The sequence below is a fragment of the Micromonospora sp. NPDC005161 genome, from assembly GCF_053599855.1.
This window is the reverse complement of sequence record NZ_JBSFYQ010000002.1, coordinates 106,566-126,148: the sequence shown is the minus strand read 5'-3', so window position 1 is coordinate 126,148 and position 19,583 is coordinate 106,566. Positions and strand designations below refer to the sequence as shown.

19 protein-coding genes and 1 tRNA gene are annotated in these 19,583 nt (G+C 71.4%); 13 read left to right on the top strand and 7 right to left on the bottom strand.

Annotated features, from left to right (window positions below; translation table 11 throughout):
• Positions 1–94 precede the first annotated feature (94 nt).
• The gene (locus ACWD5O_RS02745; RefSeq protein ID WP_354966394.1) at positions 95–676 is read left to right on the top strand and encodes a YceI family protein; all 582 of its coding nucleotides are present in this window, start codon (positions 95–97) and stop codon (positions 674–676) included.
• 295 nt (positions 677–971) lie between these two features.
• The gene (locus tag ACWD5O_RS02740; protein ID WP_354966395.1) at positions 972–2,450 is read left to right on the top strand and encodes a glutamate--cysteine ligase; all 1,479 of its coding nucleotides are present in this window, start codon (positions 972–974) and stop codon (positions 2,448–2,450) included.
• A gap of 52 nt (positions 2,451–2,502) precedes the next feature.
• Here ACWD5O_RS02740 and ACWD5O_RS02735 read toward each other — a convergent pair whose 3' ends face one another.
• Positions 2,503–3,921: an RAD23 family protein gene (locus tag ACWD5O_RS02735; protein ID WP_387324809.1), complete on the bottom strand. Its 1,419-nt coding sequence runs from the start codon at positions 3,919–3,921 to the stop codon at positions 2,503–2,505.
• A gap of 122 nt (positions 3,922–4,043) precedes the next feature.
• On the opposite strand from ACWD5O_RS02735, the gene ACWD5O_RS02730 reads away from it, so the two are divergent.
• Together ACWD5O_RS02730 and ACWD5O_RS02725 are read left to right on the top strand one after the other, a co-directional pair.
• Positions 4,044–4,742, top strand: coding sequence for a PASTA domain-containing protein (locus ACWD5O_RS02730; RefSeq protein WP_450084433.1), 699 nt, complete (start codon positions 4,044–4,046; stop codon positions 4,740–4,742).
• 106 nt (positions 4,743–4,848) lie between these two features.
• Positions 4,849–5,652 carry a PASTA domain-containing protein gene (locus ACWD5O_RS02725; RefSeq protein WP_450084432.1) on the top strand — a complete coding sequence of 268 codons (804 nt, stop codon included), beginning with the start codon at positions 4,849–4,851 and terminating at the stop codon, positions 5,650–5,652.
• Positions 5,653–5,659: 7 nt separating this feature from the next.
• On the opposite strand, the gene ACWD5O_RS02720 is transcribed toward ACWD5O_RS02725, so the two are convergent.
• Together ACWD5O_RS02720 and ACWD5O_RS02715 are read right to left on the bottom strand one after the other, a co-directional pair.
• Complete coding sequence (locus ACWD5O_RS02720) at positions 5,660–6,103, bottom strand: hypothetical protein (protein WP_450084431.1); 444 nt, start codon at positions 6,101–6,103, stop codon at positions 5,660–5,662.
• 98 nt (positions 6,104–6,201) lie between these two features.
• Positions 6,202–6,486, bottom strand: a complete 285-nt coding sequence (locus ACWD5O_RS02715) for a hypothetical protein (RefSeq protein WP_354966400.1) — start codon at positions 6,484–6,486, stop codon at positions 6,202–6,204.
• A 626-nt stretch (positions 6,487–7,112) separates the two neighbouring features.
• Between ACWD5O_RS02715 and ACWD5O_RS02710 the strand changes: the two genes are divergently transcribed.
• The 3 genes from ACWD5O_RS02710 (at position 7,113) to ACWD5O_RS02700 (ending at position 8,803) form a co-directional block, all read left to right on the top strand.
• A complete protein-coding gene (locus tag ACWD5O_RS02710; protein WP_354966401.1) occupies positions 7,113–7,994 on the top strand; it encodes a helix-turn-helix domain-containing protein in 882 nt (293 codons plus the stop codon).
• Positions 7,964–8,185 (top strand): DUF397 domain-containing protein, encoded by a 222-nt coding sequence (locus tag ACWD5O_RS02705; protein ID WP_450084430.1) that lies wholly within the window; start codon positions 7,964–7,966, stop codon positions 8,183–8,185. Before ACWD5O_RS02710 ends, ACWD5O_RS02705 begins: the two co-directional genes overlap by 31 nt.
• Positions 8,186–8,401: 216 nt before the next feature.
• Positions 8,402–8,803, top strand: coding sequence for a hypothetical protein (locus tag ACWD5O_RS02700; protein ID WP_450084429.1), 402 nt, complete (start codon positions 8,402–8,404; stop codon positions 8,801–8,803).
• Here ACWD5O_RS02700 and ACWD5O_RS02695 read toward each other — a convergent pair.
• A complete protein-coding gene (locus tag ACWD5O_RS02695) occupies positions 8,771–9,370 on the bottom strand; it encodes a hypothetical protein (RefSeq protein WP_354966404.1) in 600 nt (199 codons plus the stop codon). The two genes, ACWD5O_RS02700 and ACWD5O_RS02695, sit on opposite strands and share 33 nt — an antisense overlap.
• Before the next feature lie 213 nt (positions 9,371–9,583).
• On the opposite strand from ACWD5O_RS02695, the gene ACWD5O_RS02690 reads away from it, so the two are divergent.
• On the top strand, positions 9,584–11,455 hold the full coding sequence (locus ACWD5O_RS02690) for a S8 family peptidase (RefSeq protein ID WP_450084428.1): 1,872 nt from the start codon (positions 9,584–9,586) through the stop codon (positions 11,453–11,455).
• A gap of 66 nt (positions 11,456–11,521) precedes the next feature.
• Here ACWD5O_RS02690 and ACWD5O_RS02685 read toward each other — a convergent pair whose 3' ends face one another.
• The 3 genes from ACWD5O_RS02685 to ACWD5O_RS02675 form a co-directional block, all read right to left on the bottom strand.
• The gene (locus ACWD5O_RS02685; protein ID WP_450084427.1) at positions 11,522–12,328 is read right to left on the bottom strand and encodes a WecB/TagA/CpsF family glycosyltransferase; all 807 of its coding nucleotides are present in this window, start codon (positions 12,326–12,328) and stop codon (positions 11,522–11,524) included.
• A complete protein-coding gene (locus tag ACWD5O_RS02680) occupies positions 12,325–13,440 on the bottom strand; it encodes an NAD-dependent epimerase/dehydratase family protein (RefSeq protein ID WP_354966407.1) in 1,116 nt (371 codons plus the stop codon). The genes ACWD5O_RS02685 and ACWD5O_RS02680 overlap by 4 nt, the downstream gene beginning before the upstream one ends.
• Before the next feature lie 65 nt (positions 13,441–13,505).
• Positions 13,506–13,591: transfer RNA gene (locus tag ACWD5O_RS02675), tRNA-Leu, on the bottom strand.
• A 207-nt stretch (positions 13,592–13,798) separates the two neighbouring features.
• Here ACWD5O_RS02675 and ACWD5O_RS02670 point away from each other — a divergent pair.
• Genes ACWD5O_RS02670 through ACWD5O_RS02650 form a run of 5 tightly spaced genes read left to right on the top strand, consistent with a single transcriptional unit; the run spans position 13,799 to position 19,583 of the window.
• Complete coding sequence (locus ACWD5O_RS02670; protein ID WP_074315673.1) at positions 13,799–14,587, top strand: FhaA domain-containing protein; 789 nt, start codon at positions 13,799–13,801, stop codon at positions 14,585–14,587.
• A 6-nt stretch (positions 14,588–14,593) separates the two neighbouring features.
• Complete coding sequence (locus ACWD5O_RS02665) at positions 14,594–15,079, top strand: FHA domain-containing protein FhaB/FipA (RefSeq protein WP_088959602.1); 486 nt, start codon at positions 14,594–14,596, stop codon at positions 15,077–15,079.
• Positions 15,076–16,560, top strand: a complete 1,485-nt coding sequence (locus tag ACWD5O_RS02660; RefSeq protein ID WP_450084426.1) for a PP2C family protein-serine/threonine phosphatase — start codon at positions 15,076–15,078, stop codon at positions 16,558–16,560. The genes ACWD5O_RS02665 and ACWD5O_RS02660 overlap by 4 nt, the downstream gene beginning before the upstream one ends.
• A gap of 30 nt (positions 16,561–16,590) precedes the next feature.
• Positions 16,591–18,081 (top strand): FtsW/RodA/SpoVE family cell cycle protein, encoded by a 1,491-nt coding sequence (locus ACWD5O_RS02655; protein ID WP_450084425.1) that lies wholly within the window; start codon positions 16,591–16,593, stop codon positions 18,079–18,081.
• Positions 18,078–19,583: a peptidoglycan D,D-transpeptidase FtsI family protein gene (locus ACWD5O_RS02650; RefSeq protein ID WP_450084424.1), complete on the top strand. Its 1,506-nt coding sequence runs from the start codon at positions 18,078–18,080 to the stop codon at positions 19,581–19,583. The genes ACWD5O_RS02655 and ACWD5O_RS02650 overlap by 4 nt, the downstream gene beginning before the upstream one ends.

Here is a 19,583-nt window from a genome sequence, read left to right as displayed (position 1 = left end):
CATCGTACCAGTACTTGACACAGGGAATATTGCTGTGGCTATAGTTGCTCAAGCAGTCGTTGGGCTACTAAACATTCTTCTGGAGGACATCAGCATGACCAGCAGCATCGATGCGGTTACCCGCGACTGGGACGGCCTCACCATTCCGACGGCCGGCACCTACGCGCTGGACGCCGCACACAAGCGGGTCGGCTTCGTCGCCCGACACATGATGGTGAGCAAGGTCCGCGGCGAGTTCAACGAGGCGGCCGCCACCATCACCATCGCCGAGGACCCGCTGCAGTCGTCGGTCGTCGCGACCATTCAGGCCGCCAGCATCGACACCACCCAGGACGACCGGGACGCGCACCTGCGCAGCCCCGAGTTCCTGGAGGTTGAGAAGTACCCCACGCTGGAGTTCCGCAGCACCGGCGTCAAGTCCCACCGCCGCAACGAGTTCGTGCTCACCGGTGAGCTCACCATCAAGGACGTCACCCGTCCGGTCGAGCTGCAGGTGGAGTTCGAGGGCGTCGGCCGCAGCCCGTTCGGCCAGGACATCTTCGGCTTCTCCGCGAGCACCGAGATCGACCGCGAGGAGTTCGGCCTGACCTGGAACGTCGCGCTGGAGACCGGCGGCGTGCTGGTCGGCAAGAAGATCAAGATCGAGATCGAGGGCGAGGCCGTCCGCCAGGCCTGATCCTTCGGATCGCCGGTACGCCGGGCCCGCGCCGCAAGTCGGCGCGGGCCCGTCGTCGTCTCCGGCAGCCGTCGCCACCTGCGTGTGAAGTGTCACGGGTTGTTCGCATCTCCAGCGGGTCCGGCACGCCTCCGACGGGGTACAGATGGCGCCACGAGCGCTTCCGCGCGGGCCGGTTTCGCATCATCGGTACCGGCCCCTGGCTCCGGCCAGGTGGGCGCTCCTAACGTGGATGGTTCACAATGCGCTTTCCGGGACGGCAGGATCCCGACCGCGCCGGCCGCCGGGAGGACATATGGGCAGGGACGTCTCGCAGGGCGCCTTCACCCGGGAGGATCGCGTCCGCTACCGGCAGAAGGTCCGGCGATGCCTGGACGTCTTCGCCCTGATGCTGGACGACTTCGGCTTCGACGCCGACCGGCCGATGACGGGTCTGGAGATCGAACTCAACCTGGTCGACTCGGCGGCCGAGCCGGCGATGCGCAACGAGGAGATCCTCGCCGACATCGCCGACCCGCTCTTCCAGACCGAGCTGGGGCAGTTCAACCTGGAACTCAACGCCGAGCCCCGGCTGATCGAGGGCACCGGCTTCGCCGACTACGAACACGACCTGCGCAGCAGCCTCTCCCGTGCCGACGAGCGTGCGGCCAAGTCCGACGCGAAGATCGTCCTGGTCGGCATCCTGCCCACCCTCACCGAGGGGCACCTGGTCGAGGACAATCTCTCCACCAATGAGCGCTACCGGGTGCTCAACGACCAGATCGTCGGCGCCCGGGGCGAGGACATCGAGCTCGACATCCGCGGCGTCGAGCAGTTGCGGACGCACACCGACTCGATCGCCCCCGAGGCCGCCTGTACCAGTCTCCAGTTCCACCTCCAGGTAGCCCCGGACAGTTTCGCCGACTACTGGAACGCGTCCCAGGCCATCGCCGGGGTGCAGGTGGCGATCGGGGCGAACTCTCCCTTCCTGTACGGCCGTCAGCTCTGGGCCGAAACCCGGATCGCCCTGTTCGAGCAGGCGACCGACACCCGCCCGGACGAACTCAAGGCCCAGGGCGTACGACCCCGCGTGTGGTTCGGCGAGCGGTGGATCACCTCGATCTTCGACCTGTTCGAGGAGAACGTCCGCTACTTCCCGCCGCTGCTGCCGATCTGCGAGGACGAGGATCCGGTGGAGGTGCTGCACTCCGGCGGTGTGCCGCAGCTCGGCGAGCTGCGGCTGCACAACGGCACGGTCTACCGGTGGAACCGCCCGGTCTACGACATCATGAACGGCCGTCCGCACCTGCGGGTGGAGAACCGGGTGCTGCCGGCCGGTCCGACCGTGGTGGACATGCTGGCGAACGCGGCCTTCTACTTTGGGCTGGCCCGCGGCCTGGCCGAGGCGGACCGGCCGATCTGGAGCCAGCTCACCTTCAGCTCCGCCGAGGAGAACTTCCACGCCGCCGCCCGACGCGGCCTGGACGCCGTGCTGCACTGGCCGCGGCTCGGCGATGTGCCGGTCACCAAGCTGGTGCTGGAGCAGCTGCTGCCAACCGCGGCGGCCGGCCTGGACGGGTTCGGTGTCGCCCCGGCGCAGCGCGACCGGTTGCTCGGCATCATCGAGCAGCGCTGCCGGACCGGCCGCAACGGCGCCGTCTGGCAGACCGAGGCGGTCTGGGCGGCGGAGCGGCACCGGGGCATGGACCGGGCCGCCGCGCTGCACCACATGGTCCAGCGCTACGCGGAACTCCAGCGCGGCAACGAGCCGGTCCACACCTGGCCGGTCGACTGACCCCGCACCACCGGTCCGGCCGGCCGTCAGCGCATCGGCGGCTGTCCGGGACTCAGTCGGTGCCGGGTCGCCCGGGCCGCCGCGGTGACCGGCCCCGCCGGCTGCCCGACGCGGCGCCCTCCACCGGCTCGTCGTCCATGGACCCGGTCGACTCGGAGTCGTCCGGGGCCGAGCGGGGTGCCGGCACTCGGGGTGCGCGGGTCGCGTCCCGCTTTCGCGGAACGGTCCCGCTCGCCGACGCCGCGGCACGGGCCGCGTCCGTCCCACGTCCGGTGCTGGCCTCGGTCGTGGGGCTCAGCGGATCGGCGTCGGGCTCGCCGGCCCGGGTCGAGTCGCGCTCGGCGGCCCGCTTCGCGTCCACTCCGACCGGAACGGGCGCGTCCGGGTCGGTCGACCGAACCCGGTTGGCCCGCTCGGCGAGGACGGCGACCAGCACCGAGCCGCCGACGCCGGCGATCACCGCGTACGGGGCGATCAGCTGGGTGGACAGCTGCGCGGGGCCCAGCGCCGACCAGCGCGGCAGGGTGGTCAGGTAGGCGAGCGCGACGAGCAGCGGACCGGCCGCGCCGGAGGCTGCCGCGCCGACCCGGTGCCCGGTCGACCGGGCGGCTCGCCGGGCGGCCAGCGCGCCGACCAGCAGCGCGGGAACGAGCGCCAGCAGCGCACCGGGCCAGTAGAGCTGGTCCCCGATCCAGTACCGCGGGTGGTCCGGGTCGAGCTGCCAGGTGCCGAGCTGGGCGCCGGTCAGCCCGCGTCCGACGCGTACCCCGTCGATCACCGAGACCACCGCGAGCAGCCAGAGCCAGGCGGCCGTGGCGGTCACGTTCACCGCGGCGGCGCGCGAGCGCAGCGCCCAGAGCGCGACGAGCACCCCGATCAGGATGCCCAGTCCCGCGTGTACGGCCGCCACCCGTTGCGGCGCACCGGTGTCGGCGCCCACCGCGACCCGCGCGGGTACGGCGACCAGAAGTACGGTGACCAGCCCGCCGACCGCGGCGCCGAGCGCCAGGGACACCCGCCGCAGCAGGCTCCCACGCTGGCTGGGCAGCACCTCGGCCATCGGTGACGACGCGCCCTCCGTGGCGCCCGTCGGGCCGGTTCCCTCGACCGCAGCCGCACGCGCGGCTCCGGGCGTCACCGGCTCCGACCGCTCTGCCGGCGCGGACCCGTTCTCCGGCGCCGGTGCGGCGGGAGGCATCGACCCCGGGCCGCTCACCGTCGCCTCGGCCGCCGGCGGCACGGCCCTGGAGTGCAGGCGCTGCGCGCACACCGCTCCGAGCACAGTGGAGCTGGCGGCGAGCCACGTGGCCCAGGCGAGGCCGTCCGCCCAGGCCGTGTCGGTGGCCCCCGCATCGGTGGGCGTCCAGGTGATGACACCGAGCCCGTAGCCGAAGCCAAGCTGCGCGGCGCCAGCGCCGGCAGCGACCCCGATCGCCGTCACGATCGATACTCCCCAGCCCCGTCTGGCCATGCCGGGCAGCGTAACGTCCCGTCGTCGGCGCGGCGAGTGGCAACTACCCGCCGGGGTGGACCGCGGACGCAGCGGGTTGGGCGACGACCGGTACGGTCGCCGGTGATGAGGCGGTGGGCGCAATGACGGACGCGAACCCGGGTCGGCAGGATTCCGTCGCCGGCCGGGACGGCGGCGGTGCGGGCCGGGCCAGTGTGCTGCTGGGTGGCGGGTTGGTCGCCGTGCTCCTCGCCGCGGTCGGCGCCACCGGTGGCTGGCTGTTGGCGGGCGGGGACGACGCACCTCCGGCGGATCCGTTGGCGGTGGCGACGACGACCGGTGCGCCGACCGGGCGGGCCACCGCACCGCGGCCGAGCACCGGCCGGACCACGCCCTCCGCTCCCCGGACCTCCGCCAGCGCGACCAGGGGGACCGGGCTGACCGTGCCACCGGTGGTCGGCACCGATTTCATGGAGGCCCGGGATGTCCTGCGCAAGCAGCGGCTGGGCTGGCGGCTGGTCTTCGGCAACGGCACCGGTCGTACGGTCGAGAGCACCTCGCCCGCCGTGGGTACGGAGGTGACCCGGGGCACCACCGTGCAGCTGCGGGTTGCCGGTCCGCCGCCCCCCGCGGAGGTGCCGGACGTGGTCGGCGACGGCTGCGCGAAGGCCGCCGACGAACTGGTCGACGAGGGTCTCTACCCGCGCTACCGCAGCGGGCGCAGTGGGAAGGTCAGCCGGCAGGAGCCGGCCGAGGACGGCCCGGCCCGCTGGAACGACGAGGTCAGCATCTGGTGCGGAGAGACGCCGCCGAGCCTGCCGGGCACGCAGCCCCCCTTCTGACCAGGGCCGGGCGGTTCGGGCCGCGGATCCGCGCCGATGACGGTGCGGGCGGTTAGGTTGGCGGTCGAGGGCCATGCCGCCCGCCCGGTTCGGGAAAGGACGTGCGATGAGCGACGACCGCCAGGAGCCCGCCACCCCCACCACCGGGTCCCCCGACGAGACCGCTCCGATCGACCGGGCCGCGTCGCCGGATGAGACCGCGCCGATCGACCGGGCCGCGTCGGGTCCCGCCGCGTCGCCCGATCAGACCATGCCGATCGACCGCTCCGCGCTGACGCAGCCGGGCACGCCTCCCGACCGGACCGCGCCCATGCCTGCCGAGCGGGCGACCCCGGCGCCGTGGTCCGGGCGGGCGGAGGTCCGGGCGCCCCGACCGGCCGAGCCCTCCGGGGAGTGGTACGCCGAGGAGCAGGGTGGCCGACGCTGGTGGCTGCCGATCCTCTGGGGGGTGCTCGCGCTCCTGCTCGCCGGCCTGCTCGGCGCCGCGCTCTGGGTGGTGCTCGCCGCGCAGAACGACGACGGGGATGACGACCCGGGGTCCACCCCGTCGCTGCCGCCGCCCAGTGCCACGAGCGCCGCACCGACCAGCGCGGCCCCGACCTCGGCGGCGCCGACCAGTGAGACGCCGAGCAGCCCGGCGGCCACCACCGCGCCAGCCGAGAAGCCGGTGCCGCCGCTCGCCGGCCTGCCGCAGGCCACCGCGGAAGGGCTGCTGGACCGGCTCGGGCTGGCCTACCGGGTGGTGTACCGCCCGTCCGAGCTGCCACCGGGGACGGTGGTGGGCACCGAACCGGAGGCCGGCACCATGCTGCCCGCCGACGAGGAGGTGCTGCTGGTCGTGTCCCAGGCCCAGCCCTCGACCGGGACCAGCCCGGCCACGCCGAGCCCCACGGCGACACGCACGCGGTGACCGGTGCTCACCACATCCGGCGGCGGGTGCCGACCAGGCCGAGGCCGGCCAGCGAGATGGTGAGGCCGAAGATCCCGGACCAGAACAGCGAGCGGCGGACGTCGGTCGCGGTGCTCCGCGCCGGACCGGCTTCGGCGATCTCCTGCCGCCCGCCGGACTGACCGCCGCCACCGGCCCCGGCGGCCGGGTCGGTCGGGTCGGCCGCGTCGGCACGGTCGTCCGGGGCATGGGTGTCGAACCAGCCGGGTTCGTCGTACGTCGGTGGGTCGGCGTCGACCACGGTGATCTCCGGTGCAGGCACCGGAGTGGTCAGTCGGGTGGACGACAGTGCCGGGTCGCGAGCCAGGACCACGAACGTGGTCACGGCCCCGAGCAGGGCGAGCAGTCCAAAAGCGTAGGCGATACGGGAGCGGTGGTGCCGCCGCATGGCGGGCTGATTGACCATGACCATCCCAGGCTCTGGGCCCTGGACGCGCGGGTGGAACGGTGCCGGGGTGGGCGTACCAATTCTATGGCGACGGCACGCCCACCGGCGGCGGATCGCGTCGGTCAGCCCACCCGGACCGGTGTACGGACGACCGGTCGCCGGCTCCGTACGGTGTGCGGGCGGGGCTCCGGTGCGGCCTGCACCTGTTGCAACCCGCCCCGCTGGACGAAGATCGACCGACGGTTGACCGCGTCGCCCGCGGTGTTCAACTCGTAGCCGTCGAGCCAGAGCCAACCGTCGTAGGTCGGCCAGTCGAGCACCCGGATCACCCGGAACTTGATGGGCCTGAGGAACTGGACACTCGCCGCGCGAGTCACGTGCAGTACGTCACCGGAGCGGGGAAGCACATGGGCTCCTGGGGAGGTCGGCCGGCATTCGTGCCGGCGGTGACTGGTCGGGGGAAACGTCTCGGCCCGGTGACGGGTTCGCGCCTCGTGGACCGGTGGTGCGGGTGGTGGCGGTCGGGCCGTACTCCGCTGGTGGCGTGCCGCCACCCGACCATCACCCGGTTGCTTCCGGGAACCGCGCCCGCCGCCGCAGCCGGCTGGCTTGCAGCGGCGGGGTCCTCACCCCGGAGCAGCTCTCGGTGTCGCCGGCCGGGCCCGCGTCGTGCCCGGGTTCCCCGGGTCGGTGGGATCACCACACCGGGGGACCGGACGGAGACGCTGAGTGATCCGTGCCATGCGGACAGAGTGCATCAGTGACGTGCTTCATGCAAGTTGCACGTCGACTTTTCCCGATACGTGAGTGCCTTCCACAAAGCGGCGCTTGAAGCCATCCGCGTCCGGACGGCACACTGAGGGCCGGTTTCGCCCGTCGCGGCCGGCCGATGACCGGCACCACCCCCTCGCCGCGAACGCTCGCCGGTCGACGGTCGCGCCCCCGGCGGGCGGCAGCCAGTGGCGCGTCGACCGGAGGTAGCCCGAAGTGGGGTCGAGCAGCCAGCGGCGGAAAGCAGTGACCGGGGAGCGCCATGAGTGAGCGGCGCAGCCCCACCATCCGACGGCGGCGGCTCGGTGCCGAGCTACGCCGCCAGCGGGAATCCGCCGGGATCACCATCGAAGTCGTCGCCGAGCAGTTGGAGTGCTCGGCGTCGAAGGTCTCCCGGATCGAGACCGGGCACACCACGGCCACCCCGCGCGACGTCCGGGACATGCTGCGGATCTACGGCGTGGTCGGTGCCGAGAGCGACGAACTCGTGCAGATCGCCCGGGAGGCCCGGCAGAAGGGCTGGTGGCACCCGTACAGCACGGTGCTGGTCGGCGCGTACGTCGGGCTGGAGGCCGCGGCGAGCTCGATTCGGGCGTACGAGCAGCAGGTGGTGCCGGGTCTGCTGGAGACCGAGGAGTACGCCGGCGCGATGATCCGCGCCGCCCGGCCGGACTTCACCGCCGATCAGGTCCACCAACGGGTGCGTGTCCGACTGGGCCGTCAGTCGTTGTTGACCCAGGACGATCCGGTCGATCTGTGGGTGGTGCTCGATGAGGCGGTGGTAAGCAGGCCGGTGGGTGGGGACGAGGTGATGCGTGGCCAGCTCAAGCGGTTGGTCGAAGTGGCCGAGTTGCCGAACGTGACGTTGCAGATCCTGCCTTTCGAGGTCGGTGCGCACGCCGGCATGGACGGCACCTTCACGATCCTCAGTTTCCCCGAGGCCGGTGATCCGGATGTCGTGTACGCGGAGAACGCCACGGGTGGGCTTTTCCTTGAGAAGAGCGACGAACTACAGAAGTACAGCTTCATCTTCGATCACATCCGCGCCGCGGCCATTCGTCCGGAGGAGTCCGTCGCACACATCGCAAAACTGGCAGAGGAGCCGTTGTGGAAATGGCGACCAAGGGGTTCCCCGTGGACCTGACGCAGGCAACGTGGTTCAAGAGCTCGAAGAGCGGGCCGAACTGTGACAACTGCGTGGAGGTGGCGTACGTGACCGGGGCGGTCGGAGTGCGGGACTCGAAGGACAAGGCCGGCCCGGCCCTGGTCTTCGCCCCGGGTGACTGGCACGCCTTCGTCGCCGGCACCAGAGGTGGTGCGTTCGGCGCGGCCTGACCGAGCGGTCACGTGAGGTCCCCGTCCGGTCTCGACCGGGCGGGGGCCTTCGCGTGCCGCGCCGGCGGGCTCCCGCTCCGCGCGCGGAGGCGCGCTCGGCGAGGTTCCGCCGGGATTCCCGTCGCCACAGCGGGTCCGTCTCGTTGAACGAATCGGTACGGCGCTGGTCGACGACCCGCCGTACCGATCCGCAACCCAGCGAGGTAGGCGAGACGGATGACGACGATCGGGTCAGACAACCTCACCAACGGTCCGGGCAAGCCGGAGCGGTTCGGTGGCAAGTACCGCGGGGCGCGTCGGGACACCGTACTGACCGAGGTGGTCTCGACCGACCCGGAGATGAGCGGGCGGGAGGCGCCGGCGACCGAGGCGGGCGACCCGCCGCTCTCGCTGCCCTCGCTGGACCCGAACCCACTGGTCGAGCCGTCCTTCCCGCCGAGCGGCTGGCCGATGGAGCCCACCGGGTCGTTGGCTGACCACCCGTTGCTGCGCGGCCTGCTGATGGAGCTGCCACCGAAGGGCAGCGTGCCGCCGCCGGGCTGGCTGGACCGCTGGTTCGAGGCGACCCGGGCGATCCTGGAGCTGCTATACGTGCAGGGGCCCGGCCGCTCGCGCTGACTTCGCCGGATCCGGCTGGGCCCGCTCGGCGAGCCGGTTGTGCCGGAGCGCGTGCCGGACGCCGATGGCCAGGATCCCGAGCGCGCCGACGGTGATCGCCGGACCGGTGACGCCCGGTTCGGCGAAAAGGTCGGTGCCGCTCGCCGCGACCACCGCGGGCACCGTCAGTACCCCGGTGACCTGCAACGGCAACCCGATCAACGGGTGCGCGGCGGCGGCCCGAAGACCGTGCGGCGCGGGCGTCTCGGGCGCCGCGGCGAACGCTCCCGCGCCGGCCCAGAGCCGGCGTACCCGGCGTACGGTGCAGACCGCGACCACGAGGGTGGGGAGCCCGGCGATATCGAGAGCGGCGGCGGCCTGGTCGGCCGGGGTGTTCCCGGCACTGAGCAGCCCGGCCGCGAGCACGGTCACCGTGAGCGTCAGGCCCACCAGGGTCAGGATGAGCAGGTGTCCAGCGCGTCGGCGCAGCGCGCGGGCGCGGTCCAGCCGGGGCAGGCCGTCCGCGACCACGCCAGCGGCCAGCCACAGGACGGCGATCGGCAACAGGGCGGCGAGGGGGCTCTCCATGCTGGTCAGCCTGCCCGGTCGCGGCCGTCCGCGACTCCGGGCGCAGCCCTCGTTCGTCCCGGACGCCGTCCCGTAGGGGGCATCCTTTCCGTGTTATGAACGATGCGACATGTTTATCTTCGTCACTACGTTGACCTACTCTCGGAAAGATCGGCCGTCATGAATCTGAGCGGGACCCGCGTCGGGCGGCTGCCGGTCGGAGGGAGGTAAGAGATGCGTCTTGCCCACAGGTCCGTACTCGTCGGGGTGGCCACACTGACCCTGTTGGCCGCTGCCACACCCGCCCTGGCCGCCGAACCGACCGGTGCCATCCGGGCGGCGGGCGGAGACACGGCCGTCGCGGACAGCTACATCGTCGTCTTCAAGGACACCGCCGTCAGCCGGGGCACGGTCGGCGACAACGCGGACCGGCTGATCGGCCGGCACGGCGGCACGGTGGCCCGCACCTACGGCGCGGCGCTGCGCGGCTTCGAGATCCGGGTCGGCGCGAAGGCCGCCGCGCGGATCGCCGCGGACCCGGCGGTGGCGTACGTCGAGCAGAACCACACCGTCTCGATCGCCGGCACCCAGACCAACCCGCCGTCCTGGGGCCTGGACCGGATCGACCAACGGAACCTGCCCCTGAACAGCTCGTACACCTACCCGAACACGGCGTCGAACGTCCGCGCCTACATCATCGACACCGGCGTGCTGTACGGGCACAACGACTTCGGCGGGCGGGCCGTCTCCGGCTTCGACGCGGTGGACGGCGGCTCCGCCGACGACTGCAACGGCCACGGCACGCACGTGGCGGGCACGGTCGGCGGCTCGTCGTACGGGGTGGCCAAGGGCGTCCAGATCGTCGGCGTCCGAGTGCTCAACTGCCAGGGCAGCGGCACCAACGCCCAGGTGGTGGCCGGTATCGACTGGGTGACCGCGAACGCGGTCAAGCCGGCGGTGGCGAACATGAGCCTCGGTGGTGGCGCCAACAGTTCGATCGACACGGCCGTCACCAACTCGATCAACTCCGGCGTCACGTACGCGGTCGCCGCCGGCAACGGCAACGCCCTCGGCGTCCGGCAGAACGCCTGCAACTACTCCCCGGCCCGGGTCGCCTCCGCGATCACCGTGGGCGCGACGCAGAACAACGACGCCGCGGCGAGCTTCTCCAACTTCGGCACCTGCGTCGACATCCTGGCCCCGGGCGTCAACATCACCTCGGCCTGGTACACGGGCAGCAGCGCGACGAACACCATCAGCGGCACCTCCATGGCGTCACCGCACGTCGCCGGGGCCGCCGCGCTCGTGCTCTCGGCGAACCCGTCGTGGAGCCCGCAGCAGGTCCGGGACAACCTGGTCAACAACTCCACCCCGAACGTGGTGACCAACGTCGGCACCGGCACCCCGAACCGGTTGCTCTACGTCGTGAACGGCACCCCGCCGGCCAACGACTTCTCGGTCTCGGTGTCGCCGACCTCCGGCTCCACCGCGCCGGGCGGTTCGGTGACGGCCACCGTCGGTACGGCCACCACCGCCGGCTCCGCCCAGTCGGTCAGCCTCTCCGCCAGTGGCCTGCCGGCCGGGGCGACCGCGTCGTTCAGCCCGTCGACGGTGACGTCGGGCGGCTCGTCCACCCTCACCATCGCCACCTCGGCGAGCACCCCCGCCGGCAGCTACCCGGTGACCATCACCGGCAGCGGCGCGGCGGGCACCCGGACGGCCACGTACACGTTGACCGTGACCGGCTCAGGTGGCGGTGGCTGCTCCGGCACCAACGGCACCGACGTCGCGATCCCGGACACCGGCGCCACGGTGTCCGGCTCGATCACGATCGCCGGCTGCAACCGCAACGCCTCGGCGTCCTCGACCGTCGCGGTGAACATCGTGCACACCTACCGGGGTGACCTGGTGATCGACCTGGTCGCCCCGGACGGCTCGGCGTACCGGCTGAAGAACAGCAGCTACTTCGACGGCGCCGACAACGTGAACACGACCTACACCGCCAACGTCTCCAGTGAGGCGGCGAACGGCACCTGGCGACTGCAGGTGCGGGACGTCTACTCCGGGGACACCGGCTACATCAACACCTGGACCCTGACCCTCTGACCTGGTTCCCACGGCCGAGGCCCCACCCGGAACGCCGGGTGGGGCCTCGTGCCGTACGGATCGGGGTCAGACCGCGAAGGTGGCCGGCCGCTCGGTGGCGGGCGCCGGCGGGCGGGCCTTCCACAGGCCGGTCTTCTGCCCGGCGAGCCGGGCCAGGTAGGCCGGGTTGAGGATCACGTAGCGGCGCCAGAGCCGCTTCGGCTCCAGCCCGAGCCGCCAGAACCACTCCAGGCCAACGCGCTGCATCCACGACGGGGGCTGGCGCAGCAGCCCGGCGTGGTAGTCGAAGGCCGCCCCGACCGCCATCAGCGGCATGTCGAGCAGCGGGCGCATGGCGTACGTGAAGACCTCCTGGCGCGGGCAGCCAAGCCCGACCAGGACCAGTCGGGCGCCGCTGGACCGGATCCGGTCGGCGATCTCGGCGTCCTCGCCCGGCTGGACCGCGCGGAACTTGGACGGCTCCACCCCGGCGATCTTCAGCGCCGGGAACATCCGCTCCAGCGCCGGGATCAGCTTGGCCAGCGTCTCCTCGGTGGAGCCGTACAGGTAGACCGGCAGCCCCTCGTCGGCGAAGCGCGACAGCACGTGCAGCGTCAGCGTCGGCCCGTAGACCCGGTCGGTGAGCCCGGCATGGTGCAGCAGGTTGAGCGCCCAGCGCACCGGCTGGCCGTCGGGGGTGACCACGTCGAAGGAGTTGAGCCGGGCGTTGTGCGCCGGGTCCAGCACCCCGGTCATCACACCGTGCACGGCCAGCGCGGTCAGCGCGAGCGGACGCCGCTCGTGCGCCGCGGTCACCACGGCGTCGGTCGCCGCGGCGTAGTCGGTGGCGTCGACCAGGACGCCGAGCACGTTGCGCTTGGTCTGGGCGGTCATGCCTGGGGCACCCACTTGTCCACGTTGGCCTCGTAGATCTCCCGCAGGATCATCGGGACGTCATACGTAATCTTCCACTCCGGGTACTGCTCCTCAAACCGGGCCATGCTGCTCACGTACCACTGGTGGTCGCCGGTGCGGTTCTGCTCGACGTAGTTGATCTGCGCCTCGCGGCCGGTGATCTCCTCGGCGATCCGGAACGCCTCGATGTGCGACGTGTTGGAGTGCCGGCCTCCGCCAAGGTTGTAGACCTCCGCCGAACGCGGCGCCCGGAAGAACGCCTCGAACGCGGTCAGCACGTCCCGCGAGTGGATCGCGTCGCGGACCATCTTGCCCTTGTAGCCGAACAGGTTGTACGTCCGGCCCTCCATCACGCAGCGCATCAGGTAGGCCAGGAACCCGTGCAGCTCGGCCGCCGAGTGCGCCGGACCGGTCAGGGTGCCGCCCCGGAAGCAGGCGGTCTTCATGTCGAAGTAGCGCCCGTACTCCTGCACCATCACGTCCGCGGCGACCTTGGACGCGCCGAAGACCGAGTGCAGCGAGTTGTCGATCGACATGTCCTCGGTGATGCCCTGGTACCAGCGGTGGTCCTCGGGCAGCTCGTACCGGGTCTCCAGCTCGATCAGCGGCAGGCTGTTGGGCCGGTCACCGTAGACCTTGTTGGTGGAGCAGTGGATGAACGGCGCGTCGATCGCGTGTCGTCGGGTGTTCTCCAGAATGTTGAGCGTGCCGCCGGCGTTCACGTCGAAGTCCGTGTACGGCTCCTTGGCGGCCCAGTCGTGACTCGGCTGCGCCGCGCTGTGGATCACCACGGCGATGTCGGAGCCGTACTTCTTGAACACCTGCTCCAGGCCGTCCCGGTCCCGGATGTCCACCGCGAAGTGGGTGTAGGCGGTGCCCAGGTCACGGCTGAGTCGCTCCAGGCTCCACGAGGTGGAGCCGTCCTCGCCGAAGAAGTACCGGCGCATGTCGTTGTCGATGCCGACGACGTCCAGGCCGAGGCCGGCGAAGTGCCGGACCGCCTCGGAGCCGATCAGACCACCCGACCCGGTCACCAACGCGACACTCACACGCCACTCCTGGTCCATCGGAGGCAGAAACCATCGGAGCATAGCGTGACGACGGGCACGGCCCCGATATGACGGAAGGGCCCCGCATTCTGCGGAGCCCTCGTCGTTGGTGGGGATGGGGGGAGTTGAACCCCCACGCCCTTTCGGGCACACGGACCTGAACCGTGCGCGTCTGCCATTCCGCCACATCCCCGTGGCACGACCCGGAACACTCTAGCCGCCCCGAGCCCACTGTCTCCAGCAGGCCCCGGAGATACTACGCTGTCCCCGGCGCTCGCCACGAGCGGTTACCGTTCGTGGCGGACGAAAGATTAGCACGGGAGACCCGGCCCATCCGAACGGGCCGGTAGCAGGCGGCCGAGCGGCGTGTGAGCTGCGCGCGCGCCGGCCGGATACCATCATGTCCTCGGGACCCGAGGAGGAGCCGGTGAGCGTGCTGCAACGCTTCGAGAAGCGTCTGGAAGGCCTGGTCGAAGGGGCCTTCGCCAAGGTCTTCAAAGGGGTGGTCCACCCCGTGGAGATCCTCAACGCCATGCAGCGGGAGGCCGAGGCGCACAAGGCGATCCTGGCCGGTGGGCGCACGTTGGTGCCCAACCGCTACGTGATCGATCTCTCGCCGTTCGACCACAGTCGTCTGGCGCCGTATGCCGCCGCGCTGGCCCAGGAGCTGGCCCAGTCGCAGGCGGAGTTCATCGGCGAGCAGGCCTGGACGGTCTACGGCGACGTGATCGTCGAGATCGAACGGGGGGAGGGCCTGGACACGGGGATGTTCCGGGTCACCGCCGAGGTCTACACCGGCGGCGAGGTCGCCCCGGTCTCGGCACCCGGCTACGACGCCGGCCCGCCCGCCTACCCCGCGTACGACCAGGGTGGCGGCTACGGTCCGCCGCCCGGGCAGGGCGGCGGCCGCAACGTGCGGCTGGTCTCGGGCGACGGGCGCACCTATCCCCTGCAGATGGGGTCGACGGTGATCGGTCGCGGCGACCAGGCCAACCTGCGCCTGCCCGACGTCGGCATCTCCCGGCGACACGCCCGGCTGGACTTCGACGGCGGCCAGGTCGTGCTGACCGATCTGGGGTCGACCAACGGCACCATGGTCAACGGCCAGCGGGTCTCCGCGGTCGCCCTCAACCCGGGTGACATGGTCCAGCTCGGCACCACGACGCTGACCTTCCGCGTGGACGGCTGACCCGCCTTGCCGGAACTGGTCATCACCGTCGCCCGGTTCGGGTTCCTGATCCTGTTGTGGATCTTCGTGTTCACGGTGGTCGGTGTGATCCGCCGGGACCTCTTCGCGGGGGCCCGGTCCGGTCGTCTGGTGGCGGCGCCGCGTGCGGTGGGCGCCTCGACGGGGCAGGCGGCCAAGCCAGCGAAGGTGAAGCGGGGCAGGGCGGCACACCAGCTGGTGGTGACCGCCGGTCAGCTGGCCGGCACTCGAATCACTCTCGGTGAAGCGCAGATCACCATCGGTCGGGCCGAGGACTCCACCCTGGTCATCACCGACGACTACGCCTCCGCGCGGCACGCCCGGCTCGTGCCGCGTGAAGGGCAGTGGTTCGTCGAGGACCTCGGCTCGACTAACGGCACGTACCTAGATCGCGCTAAGGTCACCGGACCAACCCCCGTCCCCCTCGGCGTGCCGATCCGGATCGGCCGCACTTCCCTCGAATTACGGCCATGACTCTGACCCTGCGCTATGCGGCCCACAGCGACCGCGGTCTGATCCGAGACGGCAATCAAGACTCCGTCTACGCCGGGCCGCGGCTACTCGCCGTTGCCGACGGCATGGGCGGCATGGCCGCCGGTGACGTCGCCAGCAACATCGTCATCGGTGCCATGGCACCGCTCGACGAGGACGTCCCGGGGGACGCTCTCGTCGACGCGTTGCGTTCGGCCGTGGGCACCGCCAACCAACAACTCCGCGACACGGTGGACGCCAACCCGCAGTTGGAGGGGATGGGCACCACGCTGACGGCGACCCTCTTCTCCGGCAGCAAGCTGGGGATGGTCCACATCGGCGACTCGCGGGCCTATCTGCTGCGCAACGGTGAGTTCGCGCAGGTCACCAAGGACGACACCTACGTCCAGATGCTCGTCGACGAGGGTCGGATCAGCGCCGAGGAGGCGAGCAGCCACCCGCAGCGGTCACTGCTCACCCGGGCCCTGGACGGCCGGGACATCGACCCGGAGTACTCGGTGCGCCAGGTGCTGCCAGGCGACCGCTACCTGATCTGCAGCGACGGCCTCTCGGGCGTGGTCAGTGCCGAGACCATCGGCGAGACCCTGCGGGAGTACGCCGACCCGCAGCAGTGCGTCGAGCGGCTGGTGCAACTCGCGCTGCGCGGCGGTGGGCCGGACAACATCACGGTGATCATCGCGGACGCCACGGATCAGGACATCGTCGAGGCGACCCCGATCGTCGGCGGCGCCGCCGCCCGCGACCGGGGCATGGCCACCTCCGCCGACGACTCCACCCCGGCCGCCCGGGCCTCGGCGCTGTCCGCGCCGCGCCCGGCCGCGCCCGAGGAGCCGCCGGCGGCGGACGACGAGCAGGAGCCGAAGCGCCGTCCGGTGCGGGCCACCGCCATGGCGCTGGCCCTGCTGGTGATCCTCGGCGGCGGGCTCTTCGCCGGCTGGACCTACACGCAACAGCAGTACTACGTGGGCGCCACCGAGGAGGGCCAGGTCGCCGTCTTCCGTGGCATCCAGGGTCAGATCGCCGGGATGGACCTCTCCACCGTGCATCGCACCAGCGGCACCCGGCTGGACGACCTCACCGTGGCGGCGCAGGACACCGTCAAGGTGGGCATCCGGGCCAAGAGCGAGCCGGATGCCGAGCGCCAACTCGCCGAGCTGACCAGCGACACCCCGAGCAACCCCAACCTGAAGCCGATCTGCCCGGCCGACCCGACCGCCGTGGTTGGCGCGACGCCGACGCCCACGCCCACGCCGACCCCGACGCCGGCCGGGACGACGCCGGCACCGAACGGCAGCCCCAGCGCGAAAGCGTCGGTGACCCCCACCGGGGTCGTCAGCGCAAGCCCGACCACCGGTGCGACCGCCGCTGTCGGCGTGACCGATCCGACCACCACACCCGACGCCACGCCCTCCGACTCGACCACGCCAGGGCTCGACCCGGCCGGTTGCCGGTCTCCCGAGTGAGCGTCAGCTGAGATCCCGAGGACTCCACCCGTGACCGTAGCGGCCACACCGGCACCCTCGCCCGCCACCACGGGCGGGGAGTCCGGCGTACGCCTGGCCCGGTCCCGACGCAACGCCGAACTGTCCCTGCTGCTGCTCGCCATGGTGCTGGTGGCCGCGTACGGGGCGACTGTCGAGGCGAACCTGCTGGACACGGTCACCCCGGACTTCTGGATGCCCGCCGCCGCCCTCGGCGCGGTCTTCCTCGGCCTGCATCTGGTCATCCGGTTCCTCGCCCCGTTCGCCGACCCGGCGCTGCTGCCGGCGGTGGCGCTGCTCAATGGCCTCGGGGTGGGCTTCCTGCGTCGGATCGACCTGGGCGAGGCCCCCGTGGCCGACCGGGAGACTCTGGCCATCTTCGCCGGCATCGGCGGGCGGCAGCTGGCCTGGACGCTCGTCTCGGTGATCCTCGCCGCCGGTCTGCTCGCCATCATGCGCGACCACCGTTCGGTCTCCCGGTACGCGTACACCCTGGGCCTGGCCGGCATCGTGCTGGTGATGCTCCCGGCGGTGCTGCCGAGCAGCATCTCCGAGATCAACGGCGCGAAGCTGTGGATCCGGATCGGCTCGTTCTCCATCCAGCCGGGTGAGTTCGCCAAGCTGGCACTGCTGGTGTTCTTCGCCTACTACCTGGTGCGCAAGCGTGAGGTGCTGTCGCTGGCGAGCCGTCGTTTCCTCGGCATCGACTTCCCGCGTGGGCGCGACCTGGGCCCGGTGGTCGTGGTCTGGCTGATCAGCCTCCTGGTGCTGGTCTTCGAGAAGGACCTGGGAACCTCGCTGCTCTACTTCGGCATGTTCGTGGTGACGCTCTACATCGCCACCGAACGGGTCAGCTGGCTGCTGATCGGTCTGATCCTCTTCTTCGGGGGCGCCTACCTCGCCTACGTCCTCGGCTCGACGATCGGCGGGCCCTTCGCCAACTTCTACGTGCGCGCCGAGATCTGGTTGGACCCGTTCGCCGACCCGACCGACAAGGGCTACCAGCTCGTCCAGGGCCTGCTCGCCCTGGGCACGGGCGGGCTCTTCGGCGCCGGGCCGGGCGGCGGTCAACCGGACATCCTGCCCGAGGTGCAGAACGACTTCATCTTCGCCGGCATCGGTGAGGAGATCGGCCTCTTCGGTCTCTCCGCGCTGCTGGTGGTCTACCTGCTGATCGTGGAGCGGGGCCTGCGTGCCGCGCTCGCGGTGCGGGACTCGTTCGGCAAACTGCTCGCCGGCGGTCTCGCGTTCACCCTCGGCCTGCAGGTCTTCGTGATCGTCGGCGGCATCAGCAAGCTCATCCCGCTCACCGGTCAGACCACCCCGTTCCTGTCCGCCGGTGGCTCGTCGCTGATGGCCAACTGGCTGCTCATCGCGGTGCTGCTGCGGGTCTCCGACGGAGCCCGCCGGCCGGTCAGTGGGAGCGGTGGCAAGGCTGCCCGGCCCACCGGCGGCCCGCCGGAGCAGCTGCACGGTGCTCCCACGGAGGTGATCAAGCCGTGAACGCACCCCTGCGCCGTGTCGGCGTCGTCGTCATCGTCCTGTTCGGTCTGCTCTTCGCGAACCTCAACTGGATCCAGGCGTACAAGGCCGACGAGTACCGCACCAGCGACTACAACGGTCGGGTCCAGGTCGCCGACTACAAGCGCAAGCGCGGCAACATCGAGGCCGGTGGCACGGCGGTGGCCACCAGCAAGGAGACCACCGGCAAGCTGAAGTTCCTGCGCTCCTACCCGGGCGGCGCCAAATACGCCCACGTGCTCGGCTACAAGCCGGTCAACCTGGCGGACCAGGGCATCGAACGGGTGGAGAACGACTTCCTGGCCGGCACCAGCGACCAGTTGATCGGCGACCGGTTCAAGGACATGTTCACCGGCGACCAGACCGGTGGCGGCAACGTGCTGCTCACGCTCTCCAAGCGGGCCCAGGACGTGGCGTACGACCAGCTGCGCAACAACCAGGTGGGGGTGAAGAAGGGCGCGGCGATCGCCATCGACCCGCGCACCGGCGCGGTGCAGGCGTTGGTCTCCATGCCCAGCTTCGACCCGAACCCGCTGACCGTCCACAACAGCACTGAGGCGGCGGCGGCGTTCAACAAGCTGGATCAGGACCCGGACGGCCCGCTGAAGAACCGCGCGCTCTCCGAGACGCTGCCGCCGGGCTCCACCTTCAAGATCGTGGTGGCCGCGGCCGCGCTGGAGAACGGGATCAGCAAATCCACCTCGATCCCGGCCGGGTCGAGCTACACCCCGCCCACCTCCGGCAGCCCGATCCGTAACGCCCACCCGTCGATCTGCCCGAAGTCGCAGGTCACCCTGCTGGACGCGGTCACCGAATCGTGCAACACCGGCTTCGCCCAGCTCGGCGTGCGGCTCGGCGCCGACACCATCAAGGAGAAGGCCCAGCAGTTCGGCTTCGAGCAGGACGACCTCACCGTCGGCCAGCTCGGCGAGGACGGGCTGCGCACGGCGGCCAGCCGGACCGGGGACATGCAGAACCCGGACGGCAGCACCGACCCGGCCGCACTGGCCCAGTCCTCGATCGGCCAGAACAACGTCCGGATGACCCCGCTGGAGGGGGCCATGATCGCCGGGGCGGTCTCCAACGGCGGCAGCCAGATGCGGCCGTACCTGGTCCGGCAGCTGCTCGCCCCGGACCGGACCACCAGCTACTACACCGCGAAGCCGCGGGAGCTGCGCCAGCCGGTCAACGGGCAGGTCGCCGGCGACCTCCGCGACATGATGGTCAGCGTGGTGCAGAAGGGCACCGGCCGGAACGCGGCGATCAGCGGCTACACGGTCGGCGGCAAGACCGGCACCGCGCAGTCCGCCCCGGACCGGCCCGACCACGGCTGGTTCATCGGCTTCGCGCTGGACAAGAACGGCACCCCGGTCTCCGCGGTCTGCGTCGTACTGGAGCAGGCCGGCAGCGGCGGCAGCGGCGAGGCGGCCCGGATCGGCGGTCAGATCATGCGGGCTGCCATCGCCGACCCAGGGGGTCGCTGA